At 43.1% G+C, this 26,553-nt stretch carries 20 protein-coding genes; 17 read left to right on the forward strand and 3 right to left on the reverse strand.

What is annotated here, in order from left to right; translation table 11 throughout:
• The first annotated feature begins 354 nt into the window (after window positions 1–354).
• From cmk to L1D60_RS20445, 13 genes are all read left to right on the forward strand, one after another.
• Window positions 355–1,035, forward strand: coding sequence for a (d)CMP kinase (gene cmk / locus L1D60_RS20385; RefSeq protein ID WP_239842704.1), 681 nt, complete (start codon window positions 355–357; stop codon window positions 1,033–1,035).
• A 107-nt stretch (window positions 1,036–1,142) separates the two neighbouring features.
• A complete protein-coding gene (gene rpsA / locus L1D60_RS20390; RefSeq protein WP_239842705.1) occupies window positions 1,143–2,813 on the forward strand; it encodes a 30S ribosomal protein S1 in 1,671 nt (556 codons plus the stop codon).
• A gap of 100 nt (window positions 2,814–2,913) precedes the next feature.
• Window positions 2,914–3,198, forward strand: coding sequence for an integration host factor subunit beta (gene ihfB / locus L1D60_RS20395; RefSeq protein ID WP_239842706.1), 285 nt, complete (start codon window positions 2,914–2,916; stop codon window positions 3,196–3,198).
• A gap of 128 nt (window positions 3,199–3,326) precedes the next feature.
• Complete coding sequence (locus L1D60_RS20400) at window positions 3,327–3,599, forward strand: lipopolysaccharide assembly protein LapA domain-containing protein (protein ID WP_239842707.1); 273 nt, start codon at window positions 3,327–3,329, stop codon at window positions 3,597–3,599.
• A gap of 23 nt (window positions 3,600–3,622) precedes the next feature.
• Window positions 3,623–4,798 carry a lipopolysaccharide assembly protein LapB gene (gene lapB / locus L1D60_RS20405; protein WP_239842708.1) on the forward strand — a complete coding sequence of 392 codons (1,176 nt, stop codon included), beginning with the start codon at window positions 3,623–3,625 and terminating at the stop codon, window positions 4,796–4,798.
• Window positions 4,799–4,894: 96 nt separating this feature from the next.
• The gene (gene pyrF, locus L1D60_RS20410; protein ID WP_239842709.1) at window positions 4,895–5,605 is read left to right on the forward strand and encodes an orotidine-5'-phosphate decarboxylase; all 711 of its coding nucleotides are present in this window, start codon (window positions 4,895–4,897) and stop codon (window positions 5,603–5,605) included.
• Window positions 5,606–6,005: 400 nt separating this feature from the next.
• On the forward strand, window positions 6,006–7,028 hold the full coding sequence (locus tag L1D60_RS20415; protein ID WP_239842710.1) for an ABC transporter permease subunit: 1,023 nt from the start codon (window positions 6,006–6,008) through the stop codon (window positions 7,026–7,028).
• Complete coding sequence (locus tag L1D60_RS20420; RefSeq protein ID WP_239842711.1) at window positions 7,025–8,068, forward strand: ABC transporter permease subunit; 1,044 nt, start codon at window positions 7,025–7,027, stop codon at window positions 8,066–8,068. The genes L1D60_RS20415 and L1D60_RS20420 overlap by 4 nt, the downstream gene beginning before the upstream one ends.
• Before the next feature lie 83 nt (window positions 8,069–8,151).
• Window positions 8,152–9,960, forward strand: coding sequence for an extracellular solute-binding protein (locus L1D60_RS20425; protein WP_239842802.1), 1,809 nt, complete (start codon window positions 8,152–8,154; stop codon window positions 9,958–9,960).
• 11 nt (window positions 9,961–9,971) lie between these two features.
• The gene (locus L1D60_RS20430; protein ID WP_239842712.1) at window positions 9,972–10,862 is read left to right on the forward strand and encodes an ABC transporter ATP-binding protein; all 891 of its coding nucleotides are present in this window, start codon (window positions 9,972–9,974) and stop codon (window positions 10,860–10,862) included.
• Window positions 10,863–10,866: 4 nt separating this feature from the next.
• A complete protein-coding gene (locus L1D60_RS20435) occupies window positions 10,867–11,688 on the forward strand; it encodes an ATP-binding cassette domain-containing protein (protein WP_239842713.1) in 822 nt (273 codons plus the stop codon).
• A gap of 191 nt (window positions 11,689–11,879) precedes the next feature.
• Window positions 11,880–12,752 (forward strand): hypothetical protein, encoded by an 873-nt coding sequence (locus L1D60_RS20440; protein WP_239842714.1) that lies wholly within the window; start codon window positions 11,880–11,882, stop codon window positions 12,750–12,752.
• 28 nt (window positions 12,753–12,780) lie between these two features.
• The gene (locus L1D60_RS20445) at window positions 12,781–16,908 is read left to right on the forward strand and encodes a zinc-dependent metalloprotease (RefSeq protein ID WP_239842715.1); all 4,128 of its coding nucleotides are present in this window, start codon (window positions 12,781–12,783) and stop codon (window positions 16,906–16,908) included.
• A gap of 151 nt (window positions 16,909–17,059) precedes the next feature.
• On the opposite strand, the gene miaE is transcribed toward L1D60_RS20445, so the two are convergent.
• Together miaE and L1D60_RS20455 are read right to left on the reverse strand one after the other, a co-directional pair.
• On the reverse strand, window positions 17,060–17,824 hold the full coding sequence (gene miaE / locus L1D60_RS20450) for a tRNA isopentenyl-2-thiomethyl-A-37 hydroxylase MiaE (RefSeq protein WP_239842716.1): 765 nt from the start codon (window positions 17,822–17,824) through the stop codon (window positions 17,060–17,062).
• 127 nt (window positions 17,825–17,951) lie between these two features.
• Window positions 17,952–18,716, reverse strand: a complete 765-nt coding sequence (locus L1D60_RS20455) for a DNA repair protein (RefSeq protein WP_239842717.1) — start codon at window positions 18,714–18,716, stop codon at window positions 17,952–17,954.
• A 342-nt stretch (window positions 18,717–19,058) separates the two neighbouring features.
• On the opposite strand from L1D60_RS20455, the gene cysB reads away from it, so the two are divergent.
• Both cysB and L1D60_RS20465 read left to right on the forward strand, forming a co-directional pair.
• Entirely contained in the window at window positions 19,059–20,033 is a 975-nt protein-coding gene (gene cysB / locus L1D60_RS20460; protein ID WP_239842718.1) for an HTH-type transcriptional regulator CysB, read from the forward strand.
• 114 nt (window positions 20,034–20,147) lie between these two features.
• Entirely contained in the window at window positions 20,148–21,350 is a 1,203-nt protein-coding gene (locus tag L1D60_RS20465; RefSeq protein WP_239842719.1) for a methyltransferase, read from the forward strand.
• A gap of 108 nt (window positions 21,351–21,458) precedes the next feature.
• On the opposite strand, the gene ald is transcribed toward L1D60_RS20465, so the two are convergent.
• A complete protein-coding gene (gene ald / locus L1D60_RS20470) occupies window positions 21,459–22,583 on the reverse strand; it encodes an alanine dehydrogenase (RefSeq protein ID WP_032552080.1) in 1,125 nt (374 codons plus the stop codon).
• A 174-nt stretch (window positions 22,584–22,757) separates the two neighbouring features.
• Here ald and lrp point away from each other — a divergent pair, with 174 nt between their 5' ends.
• Window positions 22,758–23,252, forward strand: coding sequence for a leucine-responsive transcriptional regulator Lrp (gene lrp / locus L1D60_RS20475; protein WP_004734558.1), 495 nt, complete (start codon window positions 22,758–22,760; stop codon window positions 23,250–23,252).
• Between the two features lie 129 nt (window positions 23,253–23,381).
• Window positions 23,382–26,480 (forward strand): DNA translocase FtsK, encoded by a 3,099-nt coding sequence (locus L1D60_RS20480; RefSeq protein WP_239842720.1) that lies wholly within the window; start codon window positions 23,382–23,384, stop codon window positions 26,478–26,480.
• Window positions 26,481–26,553: the final 73 nt, after the last annotated feature.

Consider the following 26,553-nt stretch of genomic DNA (forward strand, 5'->3'; position numbering starts at 1 on the left):
TTGAGCAACATCAACAGCGCATTCTTCGAGAAAATCAGTAAAACAGTTTTGAATAGACATAAAAAATCGGAAACCTAGAAATAGGTTTCCGATTGTCTCTCATCAGAAGGATCGGTCAACCGATCCTTATCTGATCTACATTGCGCATAGTCGCGAGGTTTTTTTATTTTAGTAACTATAAATTTAAACTTGAGCATATGAAATTTATAGATATCTTGCTGTCTGAGTTCTAAAGGGATTAATGTGAGATTTACCTCGCCCCGACACCAATTTTTCTCTATAATATGCCGCCTGTTAACGCAGTTGTATTATGCGAGTGCGGAATAAAACTTACGAAGAAACGTGGAGTAAAACATGCCTTCTCAAAGCCCAGTGATTACGGTTGATGGCCCAAGTGGTGCAGGTAAAGGTACCCTATGTATGTTGCTAGCTGAAAAGCTAGGTTTTCACTTACTAGACTCGGGTGCTATCTATCGAGTGCTTGCATTAGCGGCAATCCATCACGGTGTAGACACAGAGTCTGAAGACGCTCTAGTACCTTTAGCAACGCATTTAGACGTCCAGTTTATTGCTGAAGGTGAGTTGGTAAAAGTGATTCTTGAAGGCGAAGATGTCTCTGGCGAGCTTCGTAAAGAAGAGACGGGTATGGCAGCTTCAAAGGTTGCTGCTTTACCACGTGTTCGTGAAGCACTGCTACGTCGTCAACGTGCATTCAATGCTGAGCCAGGACTTGTTGCAGATGGCCGTGATATGGGTACAGTTGTTTTCCCGAGTGCTGAAGCGAAAATTTTCCTAGATGCTAGCGCTGAAGAGAGAGCGAATCGCCGCCTTAAACAGTTGCAAGGCAAAGGCTTAGATGTTAAATTTGACGACCTTTTGAGCGAGATCCAAGAGCGAGACGACCGAGATCGTAATCGCCCAGTAGCGCCATTACGCCCTGCTGAGGATGCGCTTGTGCTTGATTCTACCTCAATGAATATTGAGCAGGTAGTTGAAAAAGCACTACACTATATTGAATCGAAACTGGCTGGGTAACTTTTACCGAGCCGGCAAGAACGTTGGTTGCAAGGATGATAACCGGCGAATTTATCAACCCCATGCGGTAGGATACCCATGGACGTTTAATTATTGAAGATTAAATAATGACTGAATCTTTTGCTCAACTCTTTGAAGAGTTTCTAAACGAAACAGAATTCCAACAAGGCAGCATCGTTAAAGGTACTGTAGTAGCTATCGAGAACGGTTTCGTTCTTGTTGATGCTGGTCTTAAGTCTGAATCTGCTATCCCTGCTGAACAGTTCAAGAACGCTGCTGGCGAACTTGAAGTTGAAGTTGGCGCTGAAGTAGACGTAGCTCTAGACGCTGTTGAAGACGGTTTCGGTGAGACTCAACTTTCTCGTGAGAAAGCTAAGCGTCACGAAGCTTGGATCGTTCTTGAGAAAGCTTGCGAAGAAGCTGAAACTGTTGTTGGTATCATCAACGGTAAAGTTAAAGGCGGTTTCACTGTTGAACTAAACGGTATCCGTGCTTTCCTTCCAGGTTCTCTAGTAGACGTACGTCCTATCCGTGACACTGCTCACCTAGAAAACAAAGAGCTAGAGTTCAAAGTAATCAAGCTAGACCAGAAGCGTAACAACGTTGTTGTTTCTCGTCGTGCTGTTATCGAATCTGAGAACAGCGTTGAGCGTGACGAACTTCTTGAAACTCTACAAGAAGGTACTGAAGTTAAAGGTATCGTTAAGAACCTTACTGACTACGGTGCATTCGTTGACCTTGGCGGTGTTGACGGTCTTCTACATATCACAGATATGGCTTGGAAGCGCGTTAAGCACCCATCAGAGATCGTTAACGTTGGTGACGAAATCCTAGTTAAAGTTCTTAAGTTCGACCGTGAGCGTACTCGCGTATCACTAGGTCTTAAGCAACTAGGCGAAGATCCATGGGTAGCAATCGCTAAGCGTTACCCAGAAGGTCACAAGCTTTCTGGTCGTGTTACTAACCTAACTGACTACGGCTGCTTCGTTGAAATCGAAGAAGGCGTTGAAGGTCTAGTACACGTTTCTGAAATGGATTGGACTAACAAGAACATCCACCCATCTAAAGTTGTTAATGTTGGCGACGAAGTTGAGGTTATGGTTCTTGATATCGACGAAGAACGTCGTCGTATCTCTCTAGGTCTGAAACAGTGTAAAGCTAACCCATGGCAGTCATTTGCAGAAATGCAAGCTAAGGGCGACAAAGTTACTGGTAAGATCAAGTCTATCACTGACTTTGGTATCTTCATCGGTCTTGAAGGCGGTATCGACGGTCTAGTACACCTATCTGACATTTCTTGGAATGTTGCTGGTGAAGAAGCTGTACGTGAGTACAAGAAAGGCGACGAAATCTCAGCAGTTGTTCTTGCAGTAGATGCAGAGCGTGAGCGTATTTCTCTTGGCGTTAAGCAAATGGAAAACGACCCGTTCAACGCATACGTTGCTGACAACAAGAAAGGTGTTCTTGTAAACGGTACTGTTACTGCAGTTGACGCGAAAGGCGCTACTATCGAGCTAATCGAAGGCGTTGAAGGTTACATCCGCGCTTCTGAAGTTTCTCGCGACCGCGTAGAAGATGCGTCTCTAATCCTAAGCGTTGGTGACAGCGTTGAAGCGAAGTTCACAGGTGTTGACCGTAAGAACCGCGTAATCAACCTATCTATCAAAGCTAAAGATGAAGCTGAAGAGCAAGAAGCAATGGCTTCACTGAACAAGTCTGACGAAGGCGCGTTCGGTAACGCAATGGCAGACGCATTCAAAGCTGCTAAAGGCGAATAATTTAATTTTTCGCTAAGAAAGGGACCTTTGGGTCCCTTTTTTTTTGCTTATTTTTCCGATAGGTCTATAATTTCTAAAAAGAAAACCAACGAGGGTAACTATGACTAAGTCTGAATTAATTGAAAGGCTATGCGCTGAGCAAACGCATCTTTCTGCAAAAGAAATTGAAGACGCTGTAAAAGACATTTTAGAGCACATGGCTTCAACATTAGAAAGTGGTGATCGCATCGAAATTCGTGGTTTTGGTAGCTTTTCGCTGCACTACCGTGAGCCTCGCATTGGCCGTAACCCAAAAACGGGTGACAAAGTAGAGTTAGACGGTAAATACGTTCCTCACTTCAAACCTGGTAAAGAGCTACGCGAGCGAGTAAATACAGGAATGTAGACTACTTATCGGAATTTAGAAAAGCGGCATACTACAATGTATGCCGCTTTTTTATGACCATAATATGGTGGTCTGATAAGTAATTTTCCTGCATAATCGTACTGCTAATTAACCAATGAGTGATGAATATGAAAATTATAAAAATAGTCGCTGTTATTGCACTTTTCCTAATTGCACTGGCTTTAGGCTCTCAAAACCAAACTATCGTGAACTTCAACTATCTGCTTGCCCAAGGTGACTTCCACCTATCTACATTACTTGGTGTAGTATTTGTATCGGGTTTTGGTCTAGCATGGATTGTGTTTGGCAGCATGCACATGAAATCTCAGCTACAGATCCATCGTTTAAAGAAAAAGCTAAACAAGCAATCAAAGCAAGTCGCTGTAGAATCAAAAGCTTGATAGCTGAGAAAGGCTAATACTGAATGTTAGAGTTACTGTTCTTACTTTTACCCATTGCAGCTGCTTACGGTTGGTATATGGGTAATCGTAATGCTCAGCAAGAAAAGCAAAAGCAATCTCATCAGATATCTCGTCAGTATGTGACAGGTCTGAATCTACTTTTATCTGATCAGTCAGATAAAGCGGTAGACCACTTTATTGAACTGCTTCAAGTTGATAACGAAACGATTGATACACACCTAGCGTTAGGTAACCTGTTTCGTTCTCGAGGGGAGGTTGATCGCGCTATTCGAATCCACCAAAACCTTATTTCCCGTTCTGGTCTTACTATCGACCAAAAAAATCTCGCACTACAGCAACTCGCAAAAGACTACATGGCTTCAGGCTTTTTAGACCGAGCAGAGAAAATCTTTGAGCAACTCGTCGATGAACCTGAGCATAAAGAGAGTGCGCTTCAACAGTTGGTTTCTATCTACCAGCAAACTCGAGAATGGAGTAAAGCCATTCAATATGGCAATGTGCTGATTAAGATTAGCAAGAAGAAGCTTAAGATGCGTGCTACGGTTGCTCATTTCTGGTGTGAAATGGCGATGCAGGAGCAGGCTGAAGGTAATAAATCAAAGGCGATACAGCACTTTAAAAAGGCACTCAGCGAAGATCCTAAATGTGTTAGGGCTAGCATTGCATTATCTAAACTTCATTTAGCCAATGAAGAATATAAGAAGACGATCGAATATCTTGAATCTGTTATCGATCAAGACATCGACTTTATCAGTGAAGTACTACCGACTTTAGCGGATTGTTATCATCACTTGGGGCAGGAAGCTCAACTTGTCGAATTCCTCAAGGCTTGCATTCAAAGAAAAGCAGGCGTATCCGCTGAGTTAATGTTGGCACAATTGGTTGCTCAGCATGAAGACATCGGCTCTGCACAAGAGCTTCTGACGAAGCAACTTCTGAAAAATCCTACCATGAAAGGCTTCTATCGATTGATTGATTATCATATTGCAGAAGCAGAAGAGGGTCGCGCTAAAAACAGTTTGACCACTTTACAATCTATGGTTGGCGAACAATTAAAAATGAAGCCTCACTACCGCTGCCGGAAGTGTGGTTTCTCTACCCACTCTCTATATTGGCACTGCCCTTCGTGTAAGGGGTGGGGAACGATCAAGCCGATCCGTGGACTTGATGGTGAGTAAATTTATGGTCAATGTTAGACCAAATTATATAGTGCAGCTTTCGGGCTGCATTTTTATGAGTAAAATTTAAGACAATAAACTGCGTTAGGAGATGAAATGAACGATCAAAAAATCATTGTAGCACTGGATTACGACAACCAAGCAGACGCTTTGGCCTTCGTTGACCGAATTGATCCAGCATCTTGTCGCCTAAAAGTAGGTAAAGAGATGTTCACTCTATTCGGGCCAGAGTTTGTACGTGAGCTGCATAAGCGTGGTTTCTCGGTTTTCTTAGATTTGAAATTCCACGATATCCCAAATACATGCTCTAAAGCGGTACGTGCAGCAGCAGAAATGGGTGTTTGGATGGTGAACGTCCACGCTGGCGGTGGTGAGCGTATGATGACAGCATCACGTGAGATTCTTGAACCTTACGGAAAAGACCGTCCATTGCTGATTGGTGTAACAGTACTTACAAGTATGGAGCGGCAAGATCTTGCAGGTATTGGGCTTGATATCGAGCCACAAAAACAGGTAATGCGTCTGGCAAACCTAACTAAAAATGCAGGTTTAGATGGTGTTGTTTGTTCAGCGCAAGAAGCCTCTTTGCTTAAGGGTGAATTAGGCCAAGAATTCAAATTGGTTACTCCAGGTATTCGTCCAGTAGGCGCTGAAGTCGGTGACCAAAAACGTATTATGACACCAACAAAAGCGATTCAATCCGGCTCAGACTACTTAGTTATTGGTCGTCCAATCACTCAAGCCGCTGATCCTGCTGAAGTGTTAAAGAATATTAACAACGAATTGTTACATATGAACAACAACTAATTATTCTGCAGGTGCATGGTTTTACTTGTTTGATTAAATTAGCAAACGTTTAAACTGTGCACCTTGTAGTGATAATCACTATATAAACCTGTTTCTATAACTTTCCCTTCTAAAATATATACTTATCAGCATATTCCTTCGATTTTATTTTCACTTAACCTAATTATGGGCTAAATAAACCGACGCATATTGTGGTTTTACATCGGGATTTCCTAAGTTTAACTATAATAATATGACTTGGGTCGATAATTTTTAATGTTAATTGGATGTAATTATTTAATTCAATATTCTTATGAATTAGAGTTTACGAATTGTTAACTCATCAGACCAGTGTGTAAGTTGGTAATAATACCTACAGGATGTGGTTTAAATGTAATTAATTGGTACGGAGTACTTCCAATTGTTAGCTTATATATTGAGGCGTTTATTACTTGTCATTCCAACATTTATAGGAATAACAATCTTAATATTTGCCATTACTCGTTTTGTTCCAGGTGGGCCGGTGGAAAGAATGCTGTCAAAAATGCATTCTGGAACGGACAGCGCTGCAGTAAGTGTCGCAGGTAATAATTCATCATTATCAGATGAACAAATTGCCGAGCTCAATGAGTTTTATGGATTAGACAAACCTATATTAGAATCTTATGTTGATTGGTTGTCTAAGATCGTCGTATTAGATTTTGGTGAATCAACACGCTATTACGAACCTGTAAATGACATGATTGCTGAACGTTTACCAATCTCGTTGTTTTATGGAGGCATGACGTTTTTTATCAGTTATTTTATATCCATTCCACTTGGATATTATAAGGCGATAAAGCATGGCTCGGTATTTGATTCTGCATCTTCTATTTTAATATTTATTGGTTACGCATTACCCGGGTATGTGGTTGGTGTATTTTTAATCACTCTATTTGCTTATAACCTTGATTGGTTCCCAATGGGTGGGTTCGTCGGAGATGATTTTGAGGACTATGAAAATTGGGTAGATCAATTTAAGGACATTATGTGGCATGCAGTACTTCCTCTCATTTGTTATTTGATTGGTGACTTCGCTACATTAACGATGACCATGAAAAATAATCTGATGGAAAACCTTTCTGCAGATTACATTCGAACAGCAATTGCAAAGGGGCTACCTTTCAAACAAGCGGTTAAAAAACATGCATTGCAGAATAGTTTAATTCCGATAGCGAGTCATTTTGGTAACTCATTATTGTTCTTTATGTCGGGTTCTTTTCTAATTGAAGTTATTTTTAACATTGATGGCATTGGCTTGTTAGGTTACGAGTCAATAATGGAGCGTGATTATCCGGTTGTTATGGGGATAGTTGCTATCAACGCGGCGATGTTGATGATTGGTAATATTCTATCTGATCTTTGTGTTGCGGCTGTCGACCCTAGAGTGAGGTTTGGAGCATGATTAGATTAACCCCACTTACACAGAAAAAGATCAAACACTTTAAAGAAATAAAGCGTGGATATTGGTCGTTGATCGTCCTCAGTTCACTGTTGATTCTGTCTATTTTTGCTGAGCTTTTAATTAACAGTAAGGCGTTGGTCGTCAGCTACAAAGGAGAGTGGTCATTTCCAGTTTTCTCTGACGTCAGGTCGGGTACGGACTTTGGGTTGAGTTACGCGAGTGAAGCTGATTATAGAAAATTGCAGCAGATATTTGCAGAAGAAGATCAGGGCGACTTTGTCATTATGCCTATCGTACCGTGGAATCCATATGAACAAGACTTTTCCGGAGACTTTCCTCCGCTAGCACCGAGTATTGATAGCAAACACTATTTGGGTACAGATGCGATAGGCCGCGATATCTTAGCTCGTTTGGTCTATGGCTTTCGTATAGCGATGGGCTTCGCGTTGATGACAATGGCGATCTCTTATGCAATAGGCACTGTAGTTGGATGCTGTATGGGGTTCTTTGGCGGTAAGTTTGATTTGTTTGTTCAAAGGCTTATAGAGATTTGGTCAATGGTACCATTTCTCTACGTCATTATGATTTTGGTCTCAATAACTCAACCGACGTTCACACTGTTTGTTGCTATTAATGTGTTATTCGGTTGGATGGGTATCACTTGGTATATGAGAACCATGACGTATAAAGAATCAGCTCGCGAATACGTTATGGCAGCAAGGGCTTTAGGGGCCTCAACAACACGTATTTTAGTGCATCATATCTTGCCTAATACTATGGTTATGATTGTTACATTAGCGCCCTTTACGATCGCCGCTAATATTACCGCTCTCACGGCGTTGGACTATCTAGGGCTTGGTTTAATGCCTCCTACGCCGAGTTGGGGGGAACTATTGCAACAAGGTAAATCGAATCTTGACGCCCCTTGGATTGTGGCTTCAGTAGTTGGGGCGATAGTAGCGGTATTGGTCATGGTGACCTTTATAGGTGAAGCGATACGCTCGGCATTTGATCCCAAAAAGTTTACACGTTACGTATAGCTTGAATTCAGACATTTACAGGAAGTATCCAGTTACAGGATGTAATTATGAATAAAACACTCTCAATATGTATTTCCGCGCTGATGGCAAGCTTGTCACCATCAGCCTTTTCTCAAACCGCGACTTTACCTCAGGGCTTGGAGTGGTTATCCAATAACAATGAACCTCTATTCGCTTCGGAAGATGCGATACGCGGTGGTACATTGCGTACATTCATGGCTAGCTTCCCTCAAACTCTACGTAGCGTTGGGCCAGATGCGAACTCGGGATTACGTCATTATTTTATGGATGGCGCTCCGAAGCTGGCTCAGCGACACCCGAATACAGGAAAGTGGATCCCTCAGTTAGCAACTGATTGGGCTTTTTCTGAAGATAACAAGACAGTTTATTTTAAGCTTGATCCTAATGCGATGTGGTCGGATGGTGAGAAGATAACGGCCGATGATTACCTGTTCATGCTCACTTATTACCGTTCTAAAGACATCGTCGATCCTTGGTACAACGATTTTTTCTCAACGTCTATCGTCGATGTAACCAAGGTTGATGAATACACCATTGCAGTAGAGACAGCCGTAGAGCAGAGTCAAGATGCACTTATGGTGCTGATCAACATGCCAAGTAATGGCTTTCAGCCAAGACCTGAACACTATTTTGCAGGCGAGAAAGACGCTAATAATGACGGAATGGTGGATAATTTTGTCCGAAAATATAATTTTAAAAGTGAACCTACAGCTGGGCCTTACTACCTAGACAAAGTGAAAAAAGGTAAGAGTGTGACCTTTAAGCATGTCGGAGAAACTTGGTGGGGTTACTCCAATCGTTATTATCAGAATCGTTATAATGTCGATAAGGTGCGCATTACCGTTATTCGAGACTTTGATATCGCACTTAAGCATTTTGAAAAAGGAAAACTGGACTATTTTGATTTAGTTCTTCCAGAGTACTGGCATGGAAAATCTGACTCTCAAGCGTTTAAAGACGGTTATATCCAGAAGTTTTGGGGCTTCAACCAAACGCCTCAAGGTGCCGGTGGTTTGTGGATGAATACAGCGCAGCCATTACTAGAGGATATCAACGTCCGCAAAGGTATTATGCACGCTACGGATTATGACGGCATGATTAAAAACATCATGCGTGGGGACTATTCTCGTAAGCCACATGGGTTGGGCTTTGGACATGGGCAATACGATAACCCAGCCAATAAAGCACCTGAGTTTGACCCTCAGTTAGCGGCTGAACACTTCGCAAAAGCGGGGTTTGATATTATCGGATCAGATGGTATCCGCATCAATAAGCAAGGGCAGAAACTTTCATTTGCGATTACGTATGGTTACAACGCTTGGACGCCAAGAATTGCGTTCCTTCGAGAGCAAGCGAAGTTAGCGGGGCTCGACTTTACACTTAACTTAGTCGATGGCTCATCAGCTTTTAAATATATCCTAGAGAAAAAGCACCAGTTGGCTTTTCTTAATATGGGATCAGGCGAAATTCCATCTTACTGGGAGTATCTGCATTCAGACAATGCGAACAAGCCGCAGACCAATGCACATACCAACTACAGTAGCCCTGAGCTGGATAAATTAATAGAAGCCTATGATGCTGAGTTTGACCAAAACAAACGCTACAAGCTCTCTTATCAGATTCAAGACTACGTTACACAAGCAAACATCATCGTCCCAGGTTATATGGTGCCATACTCACGTGCAGCGCATTGGAGGTGGGTTCAGTACCCGGAGAACCCAATGACCAAGCAGACTGAGTCTATTTTCCATCCGATGGATATTGGCAGCTTTTGGATAGATTCATCGGTTAAAAAAGAGACGCAATCGTCGATGAAGTCAGACAAAACCTACACTCCGGTTTCATTTGTTGATGATCGTTTTAAACTGTGACGGATGTTGGTATGAGCGTGGAATATAAACAAGATCCCAATTGCGATGTGGTGTTGGAAGTAAAAGATCTGGAAGTCACCTTTGATACTGACTCAGGAGTTGTACAGGTACTCCATGGCGTTAGCTTTAAAGTGAAGAAAGGAAAAACCTTAGGTCTCGTTGGCGAATCTGGTTGCGGTAAAAGTGTCACGTCGATGTCGATTATGGGGCTGCTCCCTAAACCTTATGGTCAGGTTGTCGGTGGTAAGATTCTTTACAACAATCAAGATCTCGTCACTTTGCCACCACACTCTATGTACGAAATGCGCGGCAACGCGATCTCTATTATCTTTCAAGATCCAATGACGGCGCTGAATCCAGTGCATAGTATCGGAAAACAGCTGACGGAGGTTTTAGCCCTACATCGACCTGAGCTGAAAAAAAATGATAGGCGAGAGTATGCAATCAGAATGCTCGAAAAGGTCAAAATCCCAATGCCTGAGAAGCGTATTGATGAATATCCTCACAACTTATCTGGGGGGATGAGACAGCGTGTAATGATAGCGATGGCACTTGCCTGTAAACCGGATGTCTTGATTTGTGATGAGCCTACGACGGCTCTGGATGTGACGGTTCAAGCTTCTATTTTGGAATTAATGATAGAGCTACAACATGAGACTGGAATGGCGATGTTGTTTATTACTCATGATTTAGGTGTTGTGGCAGAGGTGTGTGACGATGTGGCTGTTATGTACGGTGGGCGTATTGTCGAGCATGCAGACGTATTTGAATTGTTTGATTCCCCTAAACATCCTTATACAAAACGATTGCTAGGTTTGATGCCAAGCTTAGATCACCCACCGAAACAACAGATAGAGATCAAGCCTATTGATACTTCCCTGTTTCCTGAGTTTAAGGGGTAGTTAAATGTCGGAAATATTGAGAATAGAAAACCTTACTCAGCATTTTATCTCCGGAAAAAGGCTGTTCTCAAAAGGGTATGTGATAAAAGCCGTCGATGGTGTTTCTTTTTCTTTGCACCAAGGGAAGACCTTGGGGTTAGTAGGGGAGTCAGGATGCGGAAAGAGCACATTAGGGCGCACGATCTTAAAGTTATTTGAACCGACTTCTGGACGAATCTTCTTTGAAGGGCAGGACATCACTGATTGGAAAGCTAAGGAGATGAGACCACTTCGTAAAGAGATGCAGATCGTCTTTCAAGACCCAATGGAATCTCTAAATCAAAGGCATACAATTGGTATGATTTTGGAGGAGCCCTACATTATCCATAATGTAGGTACTCATAAAGAGCGCAAGCAGTGGGTATTAGAGTTACTCGACAAAGTAGGATTAGCTAGAGAGTCGGTTGATCGATACCCTCATGAGTTTTCTGGTGGACAACGTCAACGAATTGGAATTGCTCGCGCTATTGCTCTGAAACCTAAGCTACTTATCTGTGATGAGTCTGTTTCAGCACTAGATGTGTCAGTTCAAGCCCAAATTATTAATTTGCTCTTAAACTTACAAAAAGAGATGAATCTGGCAATTATCTTTATTTCACACGATCTTTCTGTTGTAAAACAGGTCTCTGATGATGTTGCTGTCATGTATTTTGGGAAAATTGTGGAATATGGCTCTGCAATAGATTTATATAAAAATCCACAAAATGATTATACAAAGAAGTTGCTTTCGGCAATACCAATAACACACCCTAATCGCAGGAAGCGTATAAAGGGAAAAAAGCACTAATACAATTCTGTACAAAATAATACAAAGAAAAAATGTAATTTAATTGTAAAGTAATTTGGCAGCAAGGTTCTGTTGCTAAAAAGTCTATCGATATTTAGTGATAAATATTGAAGTATTCGTTCACTTAAAATTCGATGGGCTATTTAAATAAGCTCAATAATTGAGCTTAACATTCATGGAAGTTAAAAAGCATGCATAACACAATAAAGTGGAAGGTGAATCCGATCGCAATATTGTTAGGTACTATGTTTTCTTTATCTGTTTACGCAGAGGAAGGTAATAGTGTTGACAATATTAACGATAAGGTTGAATCAACACAAAATGAAAGCGATGCATCTTGTATAACTTGTAATATCAGCGGCTCCGTTACCGCTGGTTATTCAACAAATATATACAATAAAGATGACTATCGTGCAAAGCGAAGCTTCTCATGGAATGGCACACTGAAATATACACTTTCCGAAAGTATGAAAGCGTATATATCTTCGGGCGGGTATCGAGCATTAGATGATGAGGTAGGGACTTACGCTACCGACTCAGTAATAGGGCTAAGTCACTCGAAGTTATATGAGTTTGGTGAAAGTGGAAAAATAGGTGCAAGTGGGCAATTTACTATTCCTACTTCTGAAGCGTCTCGTAACGATAAGTTACAAACTGCATTCAGGCTAGCTGTTCCAATTAGTTTCGAACACTGGGGGGTGAGTTTCAATATATCGCCTCGGATAAGAAAGAACTTCCATCAATATAAAACATATGGTGGCAAGTCTCTCACTGAATGGACTTATTCCTTATTTACAGGAGCAAGTTACAGTTGGGAAAAATTAACTTTGGGAATTGATGCTTTGGGTGGAAACACTATCAGTTATCAAGGAACCAGACGTGATTCAGTAGACTATGGCGGTTCTATCTATGGAGCCTATGACTTTAACGATAATTGGTCATTCACTCTTAAAGCTGCAACGTCAGGCGCATACGCAGATGCAGAGCGAGGCACATTGGGCAATATCGATCTATTTGATGCAGATAAAGCCTCTTACTCAGCAGATATAACATTCTCATTCTAGGGAAATAAAAATAATAAAAGGATTCAATATGGACTTTAAAAAGATTGCATTAAGCTCCGCAATCACGGCTATTTTGGCTGGGTGTGGTGCTGATGATCAAGCATATGAGCTTCAAGAACGAGACTCTAAGGAAGTCGCAGTACAAGATCTTAAAGATGGTCGTTGGTTTTATGTTCCCACAACAGGTGCTGCTCCACGATTTGCACTCAACCAATTTCCATTCTTACAAGGTATGGGGCGCTATGTAGAACTCTGTTATACCAAACACGGTTTAGAGGTTCGTGCGTTTGATAAGGATTACCCTGAATCTTCGTTACCAAAAGACGAAAACAACTATTGTGAAAACGAAGACGAAGATATTATCGCCAGTGATGATGCTCTCAACTTCGCACAAGTGTTACAAATTCCGGGTGACTTTGCCGCTTACCGCTGTAAGGAAGATGCTTACGACGACTGTACTAATACCGAAGAGATCAATGAAGATAAAAGTTTAGACTATCGTAAGAAAACTCACTTCACACCTAAACCAGAAGAACTGATCGTATCTGAGTTTAACTACGAAGACTTATACGGTTTGAAGGATGGGATTACTGAACAGGGAACTGCAAAAGTTGTATCTTGGGACTTTGATCCTAAAAACGGTATTCTCAATTTCGAGTTAGAGCGTACTTTCCGAGTCGATTTAGATAACCTTTCTGACTACATTAATTTCTCAACTAAATCTGGCTTAGAAGAAGCACTGGTTGATGGTGCATTCAAGGCGCGTTTCTACTACTCACTGGTTCACGAAAGCGTAGTTGCATCTGACAACTACCAACCTGTGATGTACCCAGTCGGTGATGAAAACGATATTGGTTTCTTTACTACACAAACGAAAAAGCTCAACCCGATCACCAACAAATATGATCGTGACGTGGTGTATTTGAATCGATTTAACCCAAATAACGGTACGATCAAATACTATCTGACGGACAACTTCTTCGAAGATAAGAATAAGCTTTTCTTAGACTCGACTATTCAAACTATCGACAAAATGAACAAAGCGCTGTCTTTGTTTGGCAATGATGCCGGTAAACCTGCGATTGAAATCGTAAACTCAACGGCGCCAGCAGGTATCCACCCTGGTGACCTGCGTTATAACATCATTAACTTAGTCGACGAGCCATTAGCTAATGGCCTATTAGGTTATGGTCCTTCGGTAGCTAACCCAATGACGGGTGAAATCATCAAGGCGCATGTTAACCAATATGCAGGGGTGGCAAGAACAGGTGTACCTTATTACTGGGATAACCTAGCGCGTTTTTACAACCGAAATGAGCTGTCTCTGAACGGTTTACCAGCACTACCGACTGAAGATGATGCAGCTCCTGCCGTTGCAGAAGTAGAAAGTCGTATTCAACAGCTATCGACGATGGCAGCAATGTCGAAGTTGCCGCAAGTTGATGACGCAGCGCCAGCCTTGACTAAAGAAGAGCTCACGGGTGACCGAACTCCTTCGCAAGCACCGACTATTCTTACTAAGAATTTTAGTGATGATATGGACTTTGAAGATGTCGTAGCCGCTGAAGAGAATCGTTTGGCATTTTGGTCTGAAAACAATGCTTACCCAATTGAAGCATCATGGGTCTCTTCAACCAGTAAAGCGATGCTTGATAATCTTAAGTTCGATGATGACCGCTATTTCAACATTAAGGTCGATGATAATGGCGTAGAAACGTCACGAGAACTACGACGCTGGAAGTATTTACCAAAGGATCTCCAACAAGAAGCGGCTGACGCGATTACTGTTGCGACTTACAGCAATACACTTGTTCATGAGATTGGCCATAACGTTGGTTTACGTCATAACTTTAAAGGTTCAAATGACAAGGAAAATTACTACACCTTGGAACAGGCTCATGCTCTTGGGTTGAATAACATTCCAGCCTACAGCTCAACCATGGACTATGCACCAAGCATGTTGGATGAAACGCCAACATGGGGTCTATATGATATTGCAGCGTTCAAGTTTGGCTATGGGCGTAAAGTTGAGACCATTCAAGACTCTTCATCAACAATGCCAACGGCAGTTGCCAACCCAGGTGATGAAGGTACTGACGAAGAGAAAGCGGCATATCAGCAATATCTTGCGGATCTGCAGTCGTATCAGCAAAGCTTTGCCAACCGTTTTGGCAACAATGTGGATAACGACTCATTGATGGTATGTAGTGAAATCATGACGTTATCGGGTGATCAAGCGGGTAAGTCTCTATACAACTGTGACTTTAGTCGTTTCGATATTGCCGCGTTAAGTGATGATCCTGAAGATTATGCCAAAACTCGATATGGTGTGCTTTACTACCTAGATAATGTTCACAATATCGAGCGTAAGAGTTACGGCTTCTGTACCGATGGTAACGTTTCTCTCAACAGTGATTGTAACCGATTTGATGAAGGTACAAGTCTTAACGAGATCGTTGCGTATGAATGGCAGAGCTACTTAGACAGCTATGACCGTCGTAACCTTGCAGAATACAGCACCAACGGTTTGTACTCTTCAGATTACCCTGGCTACATTGTTCGTCGTTATCGTGAGATGACATCAATCCGTGACAAGATGGAAGATCTAGAACGCATTGATGATCTATACAATAACCTAGGCTACACCTCTTCTACGGATAAGCCGGGTGATTTCTTACTGCGATTAGCTTCTAACGAGACTTACTGTACAACACCAGGCGCTGAAGCAAATTTCTGGTTCTGTGATTATGCAGATGGTGCGAAGAACGCAGCAGCATACTTCTTGGATGTGTTAGCGACGCCAGAGCATCAATGTGTTATCGAAAATAAGGATGGCAATCAAAAGGTCATTTCATTTGGTCAGCTCCTTAACAACAACTCTCACTTGCTACCTGCTAACTACGATTTAATTGATGCGAACTGTTTTGATGAACAAGCTGCTAAATTTATCGAAGATTCAGATAGTGGCTATGTCGCTGTAGCTGAGACGAAAAATGGTCGCTTCTTGACTTCGATTGGTAGTTTTGATCCTGATTATCCGTGGTCAAATGCAGTATCTGTATTGGGTAGCTGGCCAGACAAAGCGTTAGCAAGCTATTTCCTGGCTCGTCGTTACTCAAATCGTTATACCGATGAAGTGAGCTTCGCATCGCTATTAGATCTCCCTGGAGTTCAAGAACAGTATGAAGATATCATCTCTAATATGATCTCAAACGAAGGCTTGAATACACCAGTAGAGTTGGTTGATGCTGAAGGTAAAGCCTACACCAACCTAAAGGGCGTTGATGTAAATCTGCACATTACGGAGAAGATGGAATCATTGCCTCCAATGCCGCGAGGTATTGAGCGATTCTTCGGTATATCTGGTCGAGACCGTCAACGTATTGGTGACTTGATTTTGAGGCTGGGCGTTTACCAAATGCAGTCGAATGACTATACGGTGAGGTCTCTGGGTAAGGCTCAGCTGGATGCCTTTACTAAGCAACAAGACCGTTATGGTTTGATTGCCGGTGACAAAGTTGAGTTTGTGATTGATGGCGAAACTTACGTGGCGACTAAGTCAAATAAATTGGCTTATGAGGCAGCGACTCAGCTGGTTAGCACTGATGGCTATGCGTTGAAAGTTTACTTAGATAATTATGATCCAGTGGATCTAGCCAACATTGCGTCGGGTATTGAAACTGCATGGGGAAGTTTTAGAACTGATATTCTTCCATCGTATCATGATGCTGTTCTATTGCTCGATGCACCGATGGTGAATGCGATGAAGGCGAACATCGATGTGGATATCGCAGCAGGAACCTTAAACTTTGCAACGTCATTTAGTAACTTTGTTGACGCAGGTATTGCTTCGGGTGATGTTGTTTACGATGCATCAGCAGGCACTGTGCAATATAAAGGTGGTGAGGCTCATGCTGTATCGAAAGCTTATGCAGCGTATTCAGATGCTATGATTCTGATCTTTAATGACTTAGGTGACTCTATGATGTCGGCTGTTGATAATGTACATGCAGGCTACGTTGCTGCACCGGACGCAGACAAAGACTTATGGCTGAAAGATTTCAATATGATCCAAGCTTATATTGGTGGTGATATTGCAGCGGTAGCTGGTAAATACTACGAGCTGCTTGATCGTCTACCATACTTAACTCGTTAACTCTAATTTTTGACAATCTTGTTAGTTTAATTATGTTGGCTATGCTGCTCTTACAACGGTCACATAATTTTAATAAACGGTTTCAAAAATAACAAAAGGCTCGCATTTGCGAGCCTTTTCGTTTTTTAAGTCATATTCTCGTTAGGTGTCACTAAGCAGCGATAACCGGAGCACCACTATGGAATTTAAAGTCGCTGTCTTCGGATGTAATGAGTTCTGCTTCTACACGAGCGAAGTGAGCAACGCGTTCCGAAATGTCCTTTCCTGCAATTTGTTCCGCAAGCTCTAGATAATCTTGATAGTGGCGAGCTTCCGAACGAAGAAGAGAAACATAGAATTTTTCCATATCATCTTCTAGGAAAGGTGCGAGCTTGGCAAATCGCTCACACGAACGCGCTTCAATAAACGCACCGATAATCAATTTGTCGACCAAAGCATCCGGCTCATACGTTTTCACATGTTTGATTAACCCTTTGGCATAGCGACCTGCTTCGATAGGCTGATACGTTACACCTTTCTTTTCCATTAGCTCCATCACTTGGTAGAAGTGATGCAGTTCTTCTTTGATTAATAGCACCATCTTATCGATAAGATCGTCGCCATAAACACAACCATCTTTGGCTGTGATCTGCTTTGACGCATTGCTCTTACCACGCAGCGATTCTAAATCACCTTTACGACGGTAAGCGAACTCTTCGTATGGCTTAATCCATTCGTTTAGCTGAACTGCACTCTCTTTATCAACCGCGTACTTGCGAATCAGAAATAGCGCACTTTGAGCCGCTTTTAGTTCACACAACATATGGTCGCGCAAAATAATGTGCAAGTTTTCAGGTTTCTTGGCTTCGTCGATCCAAGAGTCTGGCGTTTCGGCTTTTAGGAATGAGTGGATAGGAGCTAATAGTTCTTGATACATGCTAGAGCTTGAATAGTTTGGAAAAACGAGATATTACCACAGGAACTTTAAGGTTAGGAGGGACTTTCTTGGTGTAAAAAAGGCCGCCAGTGAGGCAGCCTTAGAATGGGGAATCAAAAGAGTGGGATTACCACTTCTTCTTCTGACCAAATAGTGCATCCATATCGTCTTCGCGTTCTTTTGACTCCATTTGTTGAAGTTCTTGTGCGTTGCGATCTTGGCGCTTTTGATCAAGGTCGTTAAGCATCTCTTGTAGCTTTTCGCGAGCCTGATTTGAATATGGATCGTTTTTCGTGGTCAGTGCGTCGATGCCCTTGCGCAGCAGTTGAATGGCTGTGCCAGGCTGACCGCGAGCAATTGAGTCGTTCGCACGTTTAATTACGTTCTCGATGTTGATTCGAATCTGGATTGTCTCTAGACGAGCATTCTCTGCAACGTACGCTTGAGTCTCGAAGCGGCCTTTGTTGTGTTCACTGCGAATTGTGTCGCGCAGGCGCTTAACCAACTTCAGCATCATGATGGCTTGCTTATCGCTACTCGGTACACGGAAAGCCGTGCTTTCGCCACCTTGGTAATTCTCTTTGAGCTGAGTGATTTGTTGCTTCACACTCTCAATACGCTGAGCGAGCTGTTTGTTCTTTGGGTCCAGCTGATACATGTTTTCAAGCGAGTCGAGGATTCGTGTGTTTAAACACACTAGCAGGTCTTGGCTAAACGGCATGTGATGCGCGTTACCAATCAGTTCTTCCGTTCCATCGATAATGGTCAAATAACGAGAAGATTCCTGTTTCTTCGCTGTTTCCACCTTAACTTTATACTGAAGCATGATGTTGTAGCCCAATACCAACACCAAAAGAATGGCTACTAAGGCAATAATTAAACCAATATTCATATAATTGCGTCTGCTTGTTGTGTTCTATCGCTAACTTCAGAGGATACACGATTCCATAGAGTATCTACACCCGTAAATCGCTTATCTGGCTTGTAAATCGTGATTTGTGATTATCTCTTGTTCATGCAGCCACGTAATCAAAAAGTGAAAACTATTTATTGATAATGAGGGATGGATTACAAACGAGTGGTGACGGTTTCATATCAAGCTCTATAAAAACTCAATTTTTCTATCATTTTCGCCTGTAAGACGTTATAACTAATTATTATATTTACTAAGTTTAACTCGCTCACTTTTTTAATAAGTTAGCACTGAAATGAGTAAAGGATTACGAGGTCACCGATGAAGTTACAACAACTGAAGTACATTGTTGAAGTAGTCAACCACAATCTAAATGTGTCGGCGACGGCTGAGAGTCTCTACACTTCCCAGCCGGGCATCAGTAAGCAGGTTCGTTTACTGGAAGATGAGCTAGGTATTCAGATCTTTGAACGTAGCGGTAAGCACTTAACTCAAGTGACGCAAGCGGGTGAAGATATTGTTCGTATCTCGCAAGAAATTCTTGCCCGTGTAGAGAGTATCAAAGCGGTGGCTGGAGAACATACTCATCCAGAAATGGGTACCCTGAATATCTCAACCACTCACACACAAGCTCGTTATGCACTGCCTGATGTGATTAAAGGCTTCACGGCTCGTTATCCAAAGGTATCGCTTCATATGCACCAAGGTACGCCTAGTCAGATGTCAGAAGCGGTCGCTAAGGGGACGGCTAACTTTGCGATTGCGACAGAAGCACTCCATCTCTATCAAGATGCAATCATGCTGCCGTGTTACCACTGGAATCGCTCAATCGTAGTGACTAAAGATCACCCGTTGGCACAAAAGCAGAACGTAACCATTGAAGACTTAGCAGCATACTCTTTGGTGACGTATGTCTTCGGCTTCACTGGTCGTTCAGAACTGGATACCGCCTTTAACAAGGTTGGATTAACACCACGCGTTGTATTTACAGCGACTGATGCCGATGTGATCAAAACTTACGTACGTATGGGCATCGGTGTTGGCGTTATTGCGAGTATGGCGATAGATGCTGAGCAAGATACGGATTTGGTCGCAATAGACGCTAGTCATTTATTCGGCGCAAGTACAACCAGCATTGGCTTCCGTCGTGGTACGTTCTTACGTTCATACATGTATGATTTCATGGAGCGTTTTGCACCACATTTAACGCGCCCTGTCGTTGAACAGGCGATTTCTTTGAAGTCTAACGAAGAAATTGAAGAGATGTTCAAAGACATCGAGCTCCCAGTAAGATAGCTAAGATTACTTACAGGCCTACTTTTTGAGTAGGCCTGTTTTCTTTCAACTCTTCACCACTACTTCCTATTTGTGTGGGTTCCACCTACAATCCCTTCCATTATAGGGGGCCACATGCTATCTAAATTCCAAACTCTCGATACCTTTCTTTATCAACATCAGGTTTATTGGCGATCTGAACCGTTTCATCTTTGCCAACAGGATGAGCTCCCGTGGCGACGTTACAACGAGACTTTGTTTGCTTGGCTGCAATCACTCGATGAGCAGCAAATCCAGGTGTACAAAGATCAGCCTGAGTCCTTGGCTGAAGAGCTAGGTGCGTTTTTCCCCGACTTAAATGACATTGTTGATGTTATCCAGATACCAACATTAAATCGAGAAGGGTTAGATCTACCCAAAGGAACGGATACAGGCATACCTGGGCGGAAACTTGAACAAATCATGTCGATGAGTGAAGCGGTATTGGGTCATCACAAGGGCAGTGAATGGCTTGAGTGGTGTTCTGGTAAGGGGTTTCTCGGCCGGATTCTATCGCAGCAATCGAAACAACCTGTGACCAGTTTTGAATGGCAACAATCTTTGTGTGACAGTGGTCAGGCGATTGCCGATGCACAGCAATTACCGATGCAGTTTGTTCAAGGAGACGCTTTCTCTGAAGACGCAAACAAGGTGTTTAACCACAATCAACATGCAGTAGCACTTCATGCTTGTGGTGACTTGCACGTGACTTTGCTTAATAAGGTTATTAATTATTCGCTTCCTGCGGTTACGATTTCGCCATGTTGTTATCACTTGATTCAATCGGAACGCTATCAAGCGATTTCAACCGTAGCGCAATCTGCACAACTCTCTTTATCTAAGTCGGATTTGCGAATTCCATTGCAGGAGACTGTCACTGGTGGAGAGCGTGTTAAAAGGCATCGTCAATTGGAGATGAGTTTTCGATTAGGCTTTAGCCAATTACTTAAGCGTGAGCTTGGGGTTTTAGAGTATCTACCAGTACCAAGTATCAAAAAATCGGAGCTTGCCGAAGGCTTTGAAGCGTTCTGCTGGTGGGCTGCGAATCAAAAAGAGATAGCTTTGCCGAGTGGGCTGGATTTTGATTTTTATGAAAGGTTAGGGGAACAGCTTTTTTGGAATATGGAACGGCTTAGCTTGGTACAGCAAGTGTTTAGAAGACCATTAGAGATGTGGTTAACCTTGGATAGAGCGCTTTACCTAGAAGAACAGGGCTACCAAACGTCGGTTGAACAGTTCTGCGAAAGACATATCACACCACGTAATATTCTTATTCGAGGCTGGAAGGTGGATAAGTGAAGTAAGCACTAACTAGTATTGACGGCTATAAGATATAAAAAAGCCAGCTTGAAAAGAATCAAGCTGGCTTTTACATTTCTAGTCAGTCAAAACTGTCTATCAATGTTCTTAGTTGAACATTGCGATAGCTTCAGCTGGGTCTACGTATTCTAGGTCAAAGCTTTCTGCAACTTCTTTGCAAGTTACTTTACCGTGGATAACGTTTAGGCCTTCTAGGAAGCCTTTGTCTTCTAGAAGAGCTTCACGGTAGCCTTTGTTCGCTAGCTTAACAATGTAAGGAAGTGTTGCATTGTTTAGTGCGAATGTTGAAGTGCGAGCAACAGCGCCTGGCATGTTAGCAACACAGTAGTGAACTACGTCGTCAACGATGTAAGTTGGTTCCGCGTGTGTTGTTGCGTGAGAAGTCTCGAAACAACCACCTTGGTCGATTGCAACGTCAACAACAGCTGCGCCTGGCTTCATCTTAGCGATGTGCTCTTTTGTTACTAGTTTAGGAGCAGCTGCGCCTGGGATTAGTACAGCGCCGATAACTAGGTCAGCTTCTAGAACGTGCTTCTCGATAGCGTCTTCAGTAGAGTAAACCACTTTTGCGCGACCTTGGAACTCTTCATCTAGGCGACGAAGTGTATCAACGTTACGATCTAGGATAGTTACGTCAGCACGTAGACCAACAGCCATACGAGCTGCGTTAGCGCCTACTACGCCGCCGCCAACAACAACAACTTTTGCTGGCTCAACACCTGGAACGCCGCCAAGTAGAAGACCACGACCGCCGTGAGATTTTTCAAGAGTTTGTGCACCCGCTTGAATAGACATGCGACCTGCAACCTCAGACATTGGCGCAAGTAGTGGCAAGCGACCCATATTATCTGTTACAGTCTCATAGGCTACGCAGACAGCTTTGCTCTTGATAAGCTCTTCAGTTTGTGGAAAATCTGGTGCAAGGTGTAAATAAGTAAATAATATTTGCCCTTCACGAAGCATAGCTCGCTCGACAGCTTGAGGTTCTTTAACCTTTACAATCATATCTGCTTTCGCGAATACGTCAGCAGCAGTAGGAAGAATGGATGCGCCTACAGCGATGTAATCATCGTCTGAAAAACCGATACCATTACCGGCATTGGTTTCAACAAAAACTTGGTGACCATGTGAGATTAGTTCTCTCACGCTAGCTGGGATCATACCAACACGGTACTCGTGGTTTTTGATTTCCTTAGGTACGCCAATAATCATCCTGACTCCTCATTTTATTTTGGTTGTATAATCTATAGTAGTTGTATTAACTGTGTGTAGGGTAATTCTGTCGAATTAATATCTAGTATAGATATGTTGAGATAAAATTTGATACTGAATATTAAAAAGTTGTAGTATATTTTTTTGCAAGGAAGTAATAAGGTGGAATAAAAAATGGCAGACAACTATAAGAAGCCGTCCAAGGAACTAGACCGTATCGACCGCAACATTCTTAATGAGTTGCAAAAAGACGGTCGTATTTCGAACGTTGAACTATCAAAACGAGTGGGTCTCTCTCCGACTCCGTGTCTTGAGCGTGTTCGTCGTTTGGAGCGTCAAGGGTACATTACAGGGTATACAGCGCTGCTTAATCCTCAGTACTTAGATGCATCACTATTGGTGTTTGTAGAAATCACATTGAACCGCGGTGCGCCAGATGTGTTTGAACAATTTAACACTGCCGTTCAAAAACTAGACGACATCCAAGAGTGTCATTTAGTGTCGGGTGACTTTGACTACCTTCTAAAAACACGTGTATCGGATATGGGTGCTTATCGTAAACTTCTAGGTGACACGCTACTGCGTCTACCTGGTGTGAACGACACTCGAACTTACGTGGTAATGGAAGAAGTGAAACAAACCAACCAGCTGGTGATTAAAACTCGTTAATGATCGATGGTCGAACAGCAAGAAAGCGGAACTTAGTTTCCGCTTTCTTGCTTTCTGGAATTGGGTTTTTCCGTTTGATATGGTTAAATCAACAGTAGTTTTTATCAAACATATATATAAAGCTGGTTTATGTTCAAAGAGAGCGGCAACAAAGTCGAAACAATCATCAAAACGAGTGAAGAGCCTCAGTCTTCTCGTTTGACGGGTACCCAACGCTTAAAAGAGTGCAGCCTTATCTTAGGCGTACTCTTTTCAATTCTTCTGGCTGTTGCACTGCTGACGTTTAGCCCTGCAGATCCTTCTTGGTCTCAGACGGCTTGGGGCGGTGACATTCAGAATGCGGGCGGCTACGTTGGTGCTTGGTTGGCTGATACCTTATTTTTTGTTTTTGGTTCTTTAGCTTACCCTCTACCGATTCTTGTTACGTTAGCGGCTTGGGTTCTTTTTCGTAAACGTGATGAAGATGAAACTATCGATTTTATGTTGTGGGGGACGCGTTTACTCGGCCTCACGATCCTTCTATTAACCAGTTGTGGTTTGGCTGATATCAACTTTGACGATATCTGGTACTTCTCATCAGGTGGTGTGATTGGTGATGTATTAACAAGTTTAGCTCTACCAACACTAAACATCCTAGGTTCGACATTAGTTCTGCTCTTTTTATGGGGAGCAGGTTTCACGCTACTTACTGGTATCTCTTGGCTTAGTATTGTTGAATGGCTAGGCGACTCTGCTATTCGTTTATTTACCGCTCTTGTAAATAAAATCCGAGGTCACGACCAAGAGGTGATGGAGCCAGAGTTAAGAGAAACAGAACAGCATGATGAGCTGCAACTTGAGTCTTCAAATCCGCCGATTGAAGGCGTTGCGGAACAAGTCGAAGAACGAAACGATCCACTGACGAGCGATCCGAGCCTACACTTCTCGGCAACAACTGAACCAGAAGTAGAACCGCCTGTGGCAGAGCCTAAGCGTCACTTCAATATTCATATGCCAGAGAAGGCGCCTGAAGTTGCGGTTAAGGCATCTCCAGTGGAAGTCAGTGAGCCAGTTGTGTTTAAGCAAGAGATTGTTGAGCCTCAACCAGTAGAAGCGTCTAAGCCAGTTGAAAAGCCTCAACCCGTTTATCATGCTCCGGAAGAGCCGTTAGAAGAAGGTGTTGAACGCTCTAAACAACTTAACGCGACTATTGAGCAGTTAGAGCACGCAGCGATGGTTGAGGATGATTTGGCTGAGCAAACACAGGCAGAAGCCCATCATTCGCAGGCTGCTTACCAAGAGTACATGCAAGAGCAGCCAGTTGAGCCTCAATTCACTCCAGAGCCAAGTATCGCTGTTGAACAAGAGGCAGAATTTAATGCTGAACCGATGCGCAGCAATGAACCAACAGAAACTGTCTCTTTTACCTCCGAGCCCGATCCAGAAGTTGTGCCAGAACCTATGTTCATCGAACAACCTGTTGTTGAAAGCGCAACAGCTGATGATGTGGCATTTGAAGAGACTCCATTACACGAGTCTCATGTTGATGAAGTCGAAGAGCCAATCTCTGATAATGGTCATCAAGCAGAAGAGTCTGCGATCGACTTGCCTTGGGAAGAAGTAACGGACGAAGAACCGGCACATCCAGACCAAGATGTTGCAGCGTTCCAAAATATCGTTTCTGAAGCGCAAGCGAATATGGCTGCAGCACAAAACCCGTTCTTGGTGCAAAAAGAGCCGAACTTGCCTAAGCCAACATCTCCGATGCCAACCCTAGAGCTACTTTACCACCCAGAGAAACGTGATAACTTTATCGATCGCGACGCATTAGAAGAGATTGCTCGTTTGGTGGAATCGAAACTGGCTGATTACAAGATCAAAGCTGAGGTTGTCGATATCTTCCCGGGACCTGTGATTACTCGATTCGAGCTTGACCTTGCACCGGGCGTGAAAGTCAGCCGTATCTCGAGCCTGTCTATGGACTTGGCTCGTTCACTCTCTGCTATGGCAGTGCGTGTTGTTGAAGTGATTCCGGGCAAGCCTTATGTGGGGCTTGAGTTGCCAAATATGAGCCGTCAAACGGTGTTCTTCTCAGACGTAGTAGGTAGCCAGCAGTTTATTGATGCCAAATCGCCAACAACCGTTGTAATGGGACAAGACATTGCTGGTGAAGCGGTGATTGCCGATATCGCGAAGATGCCTCACGTGCTGGTGGCTGGTACAACAGGTTCTGGGAAATCGGTAGGTGTGAACGTCATGATCTTGAGTATGTTGTATAAGGCAACACCAGAAGATCTGCGCTTCATTATGATCGACCCTAAAATGCTCGAGCTTTCTATCTATGAAGGTATCCCGCATCTATTATCAGAAGTAGTGACCGATATGAAAGACGCATCAAACGCGCTGCGTTGGTGTGTGGGTGAAATGGAACGTCGTTACAAACTGATGTCAGCCTTGGGTGTACGTAACATTAAGGGCTACAACGATAAGCTGAAGATGGCAGCAGAAGCAGGGCACCCAATCCATGATCCATTGTGGCAAGCGGGCGACAGTATGGATCCTGAGCCGCCATTGCTAGAGAAACTGCCTTATATCGTTGTTGTTGTCGATGAATTTGCTGACTTAATGATGGTTGTCGGCAAGAAAGTTGAAGAATTAATTGCGCGTCTTGCTCAGAAAGCGCGTGCAGCAGGTATTCACTTGATCCTAGCTACGCAGCGTCCGTCGGTTGATGTCATCACGGGTTTGATTAAAGCCAACATCCCAACTCGTGTAGCCTTTACGGTATCGACCAAAACCGACTCTCGTACTATCTTGGATCAGGGCGGTGCAGAATCTCTGCTAGGCATGGGTGACATGCTTTACTTACCACCTGGCTCAAGCCATACCATTCGTGTTCACGGTGCATTTGCATCGGACGACGATGTTCATGCTGTCGTTAACGACTGGAAAGCGCGTGGTAAGCCGAACTATATCGATGAAATCACCAATGGTGAGCAGACACCTGAAACCCTGCTTCCTGGAGAGAAGATGGAAGGCGACGAAGACGTTGACCCACTGTTTGATCAGGTTGTTGAGCATGTGGTTCAGTCACGTCGCGGTTCGGTATCGGGCGTTCAACGACGCTTTAAGATTGGCTATAACCGCGCAGCTCGTATTGTTGAGCAGTTAGAAGCCCAAGGAATTGTGAGCCCACCAGGGCACAATGGTAACCGTGAAGTATTAGCACCGGCGCCGCCGAAAGAGTAACCGCTTAATTGCGTAGATAGGAACTCAACCTTTAATAATCGGTCATAGTCTTATGACCGATTTACCTTGTAAC

This window comes from Vibrio sp. Isolate30, assembly GCF_022397975.1.
GTDB lineage: Bacteria > Pseudomonadota > Gammaproteobacteria > Enterobacterales > Vibrionaceae > Vibrio > Vibrio fortis.

What these genes read in the sequence shown, in the direction of transcription:
- rpsA (WP_239842705.1), top strand. Translation starts at nt 1,143, where the DNA reads ATGACTGAATCTTTTGCTCAACTCTTTGAAGAGTTTCTAAACGAAACA.
- L1D60_RS20425 (WP_239842802.1), top strand. Translation starts at nt 8,152, where the DNA reads ATGGCAAGCTTGTCACCATCAGCCTTTTCTCAAACCGCGACTTTACCT.
- miaE (WP_239842716.1), bottom strand. Translation starts at nt 17,824, where the DNA reads ATGTATCAAGAACTATTAGCTCCTATCCACTCATTCCTAAAAGCCGAA.
- L1D60_RS20445 (WP_239842715.1), top strand. Translation starts at nt 12,781, where the DNA reads ATGGACTTTAAAAAGATTGCATTAAGCTCCGCAATCACGGCTATTTTG.
- L1D60_RS20420 (WP_239842711.1), top strand. Translation starts at nt 7,025, where the DNA reads ATGATTAGATTAACCCCACTTACACAGAAAAAGATCAAACACTTTAAA.
- cmk (WP_239842704.1), top strand. Translation starts at nt 355, where the DNA reads ATGCCTTCTCAAAGCCCAGTGATTACGGTTGATGGCCCAAGTGGTGCA.
- lrp (WP_004734558.1), top strand. Translation starts at nt 22,758, where the DNA reads ATGGCAGACAACTATAAGAAGCCGTCCAAGGAACTAGACCGTATCGAC.
- L1D60_RS20480 (WP_239842720.1), top strand. Translation starts at nt 23,382, where the DNA reads ATGTTCAAAGAGAGCGGCAACAAAGTCGAAACAATCATCAAAACGAGT.
- L1D60_RS20440 (WP_239842714.1), top strand. Translation starts at nt 11,880, where the DNA reads ATGCATAACACAATAAAGTGGAAGGTGAATCCGATCGCAATATTGTTA.
- lapB (WP_239842708.1), top strand. Translation starts at nt 3,623, where the DNA reads ATGTTAGAGTTACTGTTCTTACTTTTACCCATTGCAGCTGCTTACGGT.
- cysB (WP_239842718.1), top strand. Translation starts at nt 19,059, where the DNA reads ATGAAGTTACAACAACTGAAGTACATTGTTGAAGTAGTCAACCACAAT.
- L1D60_RS20465 (WP_239842719.1), top strand. Translation starts at nt 20,148, where the DNA reads ATGCTATCTAAATTCCAAACTCTCGATACCTTTCTTTATCAACATCAG.
- ald (WP_032552080.1), bottom strand. Translation starts at nt 22,583, where the DNA reads ATGATTATTGGCGTACCTAAGGAAATCAAAAACCACGAGTACCGTGTT.
- L1D60_RS20435 (WP_239842713.1), top strand. Translation starts at nt 10,867, where the DNA reads ATGTCGGAAATATTGAGAATAGAAAACCTTACTCAGCATTTTATCTCC.
- L1D60_RS20430 (WP_239842712.1), top strand. Translation starts at nt 9,972, where the DNA reads ATGAGCGTGGAATATAAACAAGATCCCAATTGCGATGTGGTGTTGGAA.
- L1D60_RS20400 (WP_239842707.1), top strand. Translation starts at nt 3,327, where the DNA reads ATGAAAATTATAAAAATAGTCGCTGTTATTGCACTTTTCCTAATTGCA.
- ihfB (WP_239842706.1), top strand. Translation starts at nt 2,914, where the DNA reads ATGACTAAGTCTGAATTAATTGAAAGGCTATGCGCTGAGCAAACGCAT.
- pyrF (WP_239842709.1), top strand. Translation starts at nt 4,895, where the DNA reads ATGAACGATCAAAAAATCATTGTAGCACTGGATTACGACAACCAAGCA.
- L1D60_RS20455 (WP_239842717.1), bottom strand. Translation starts at nt 18,716, where the DNA reads ATGAATATTGGTTTAATTATTGCCTTAGTAGCCATTCTTTTGGTGTTG.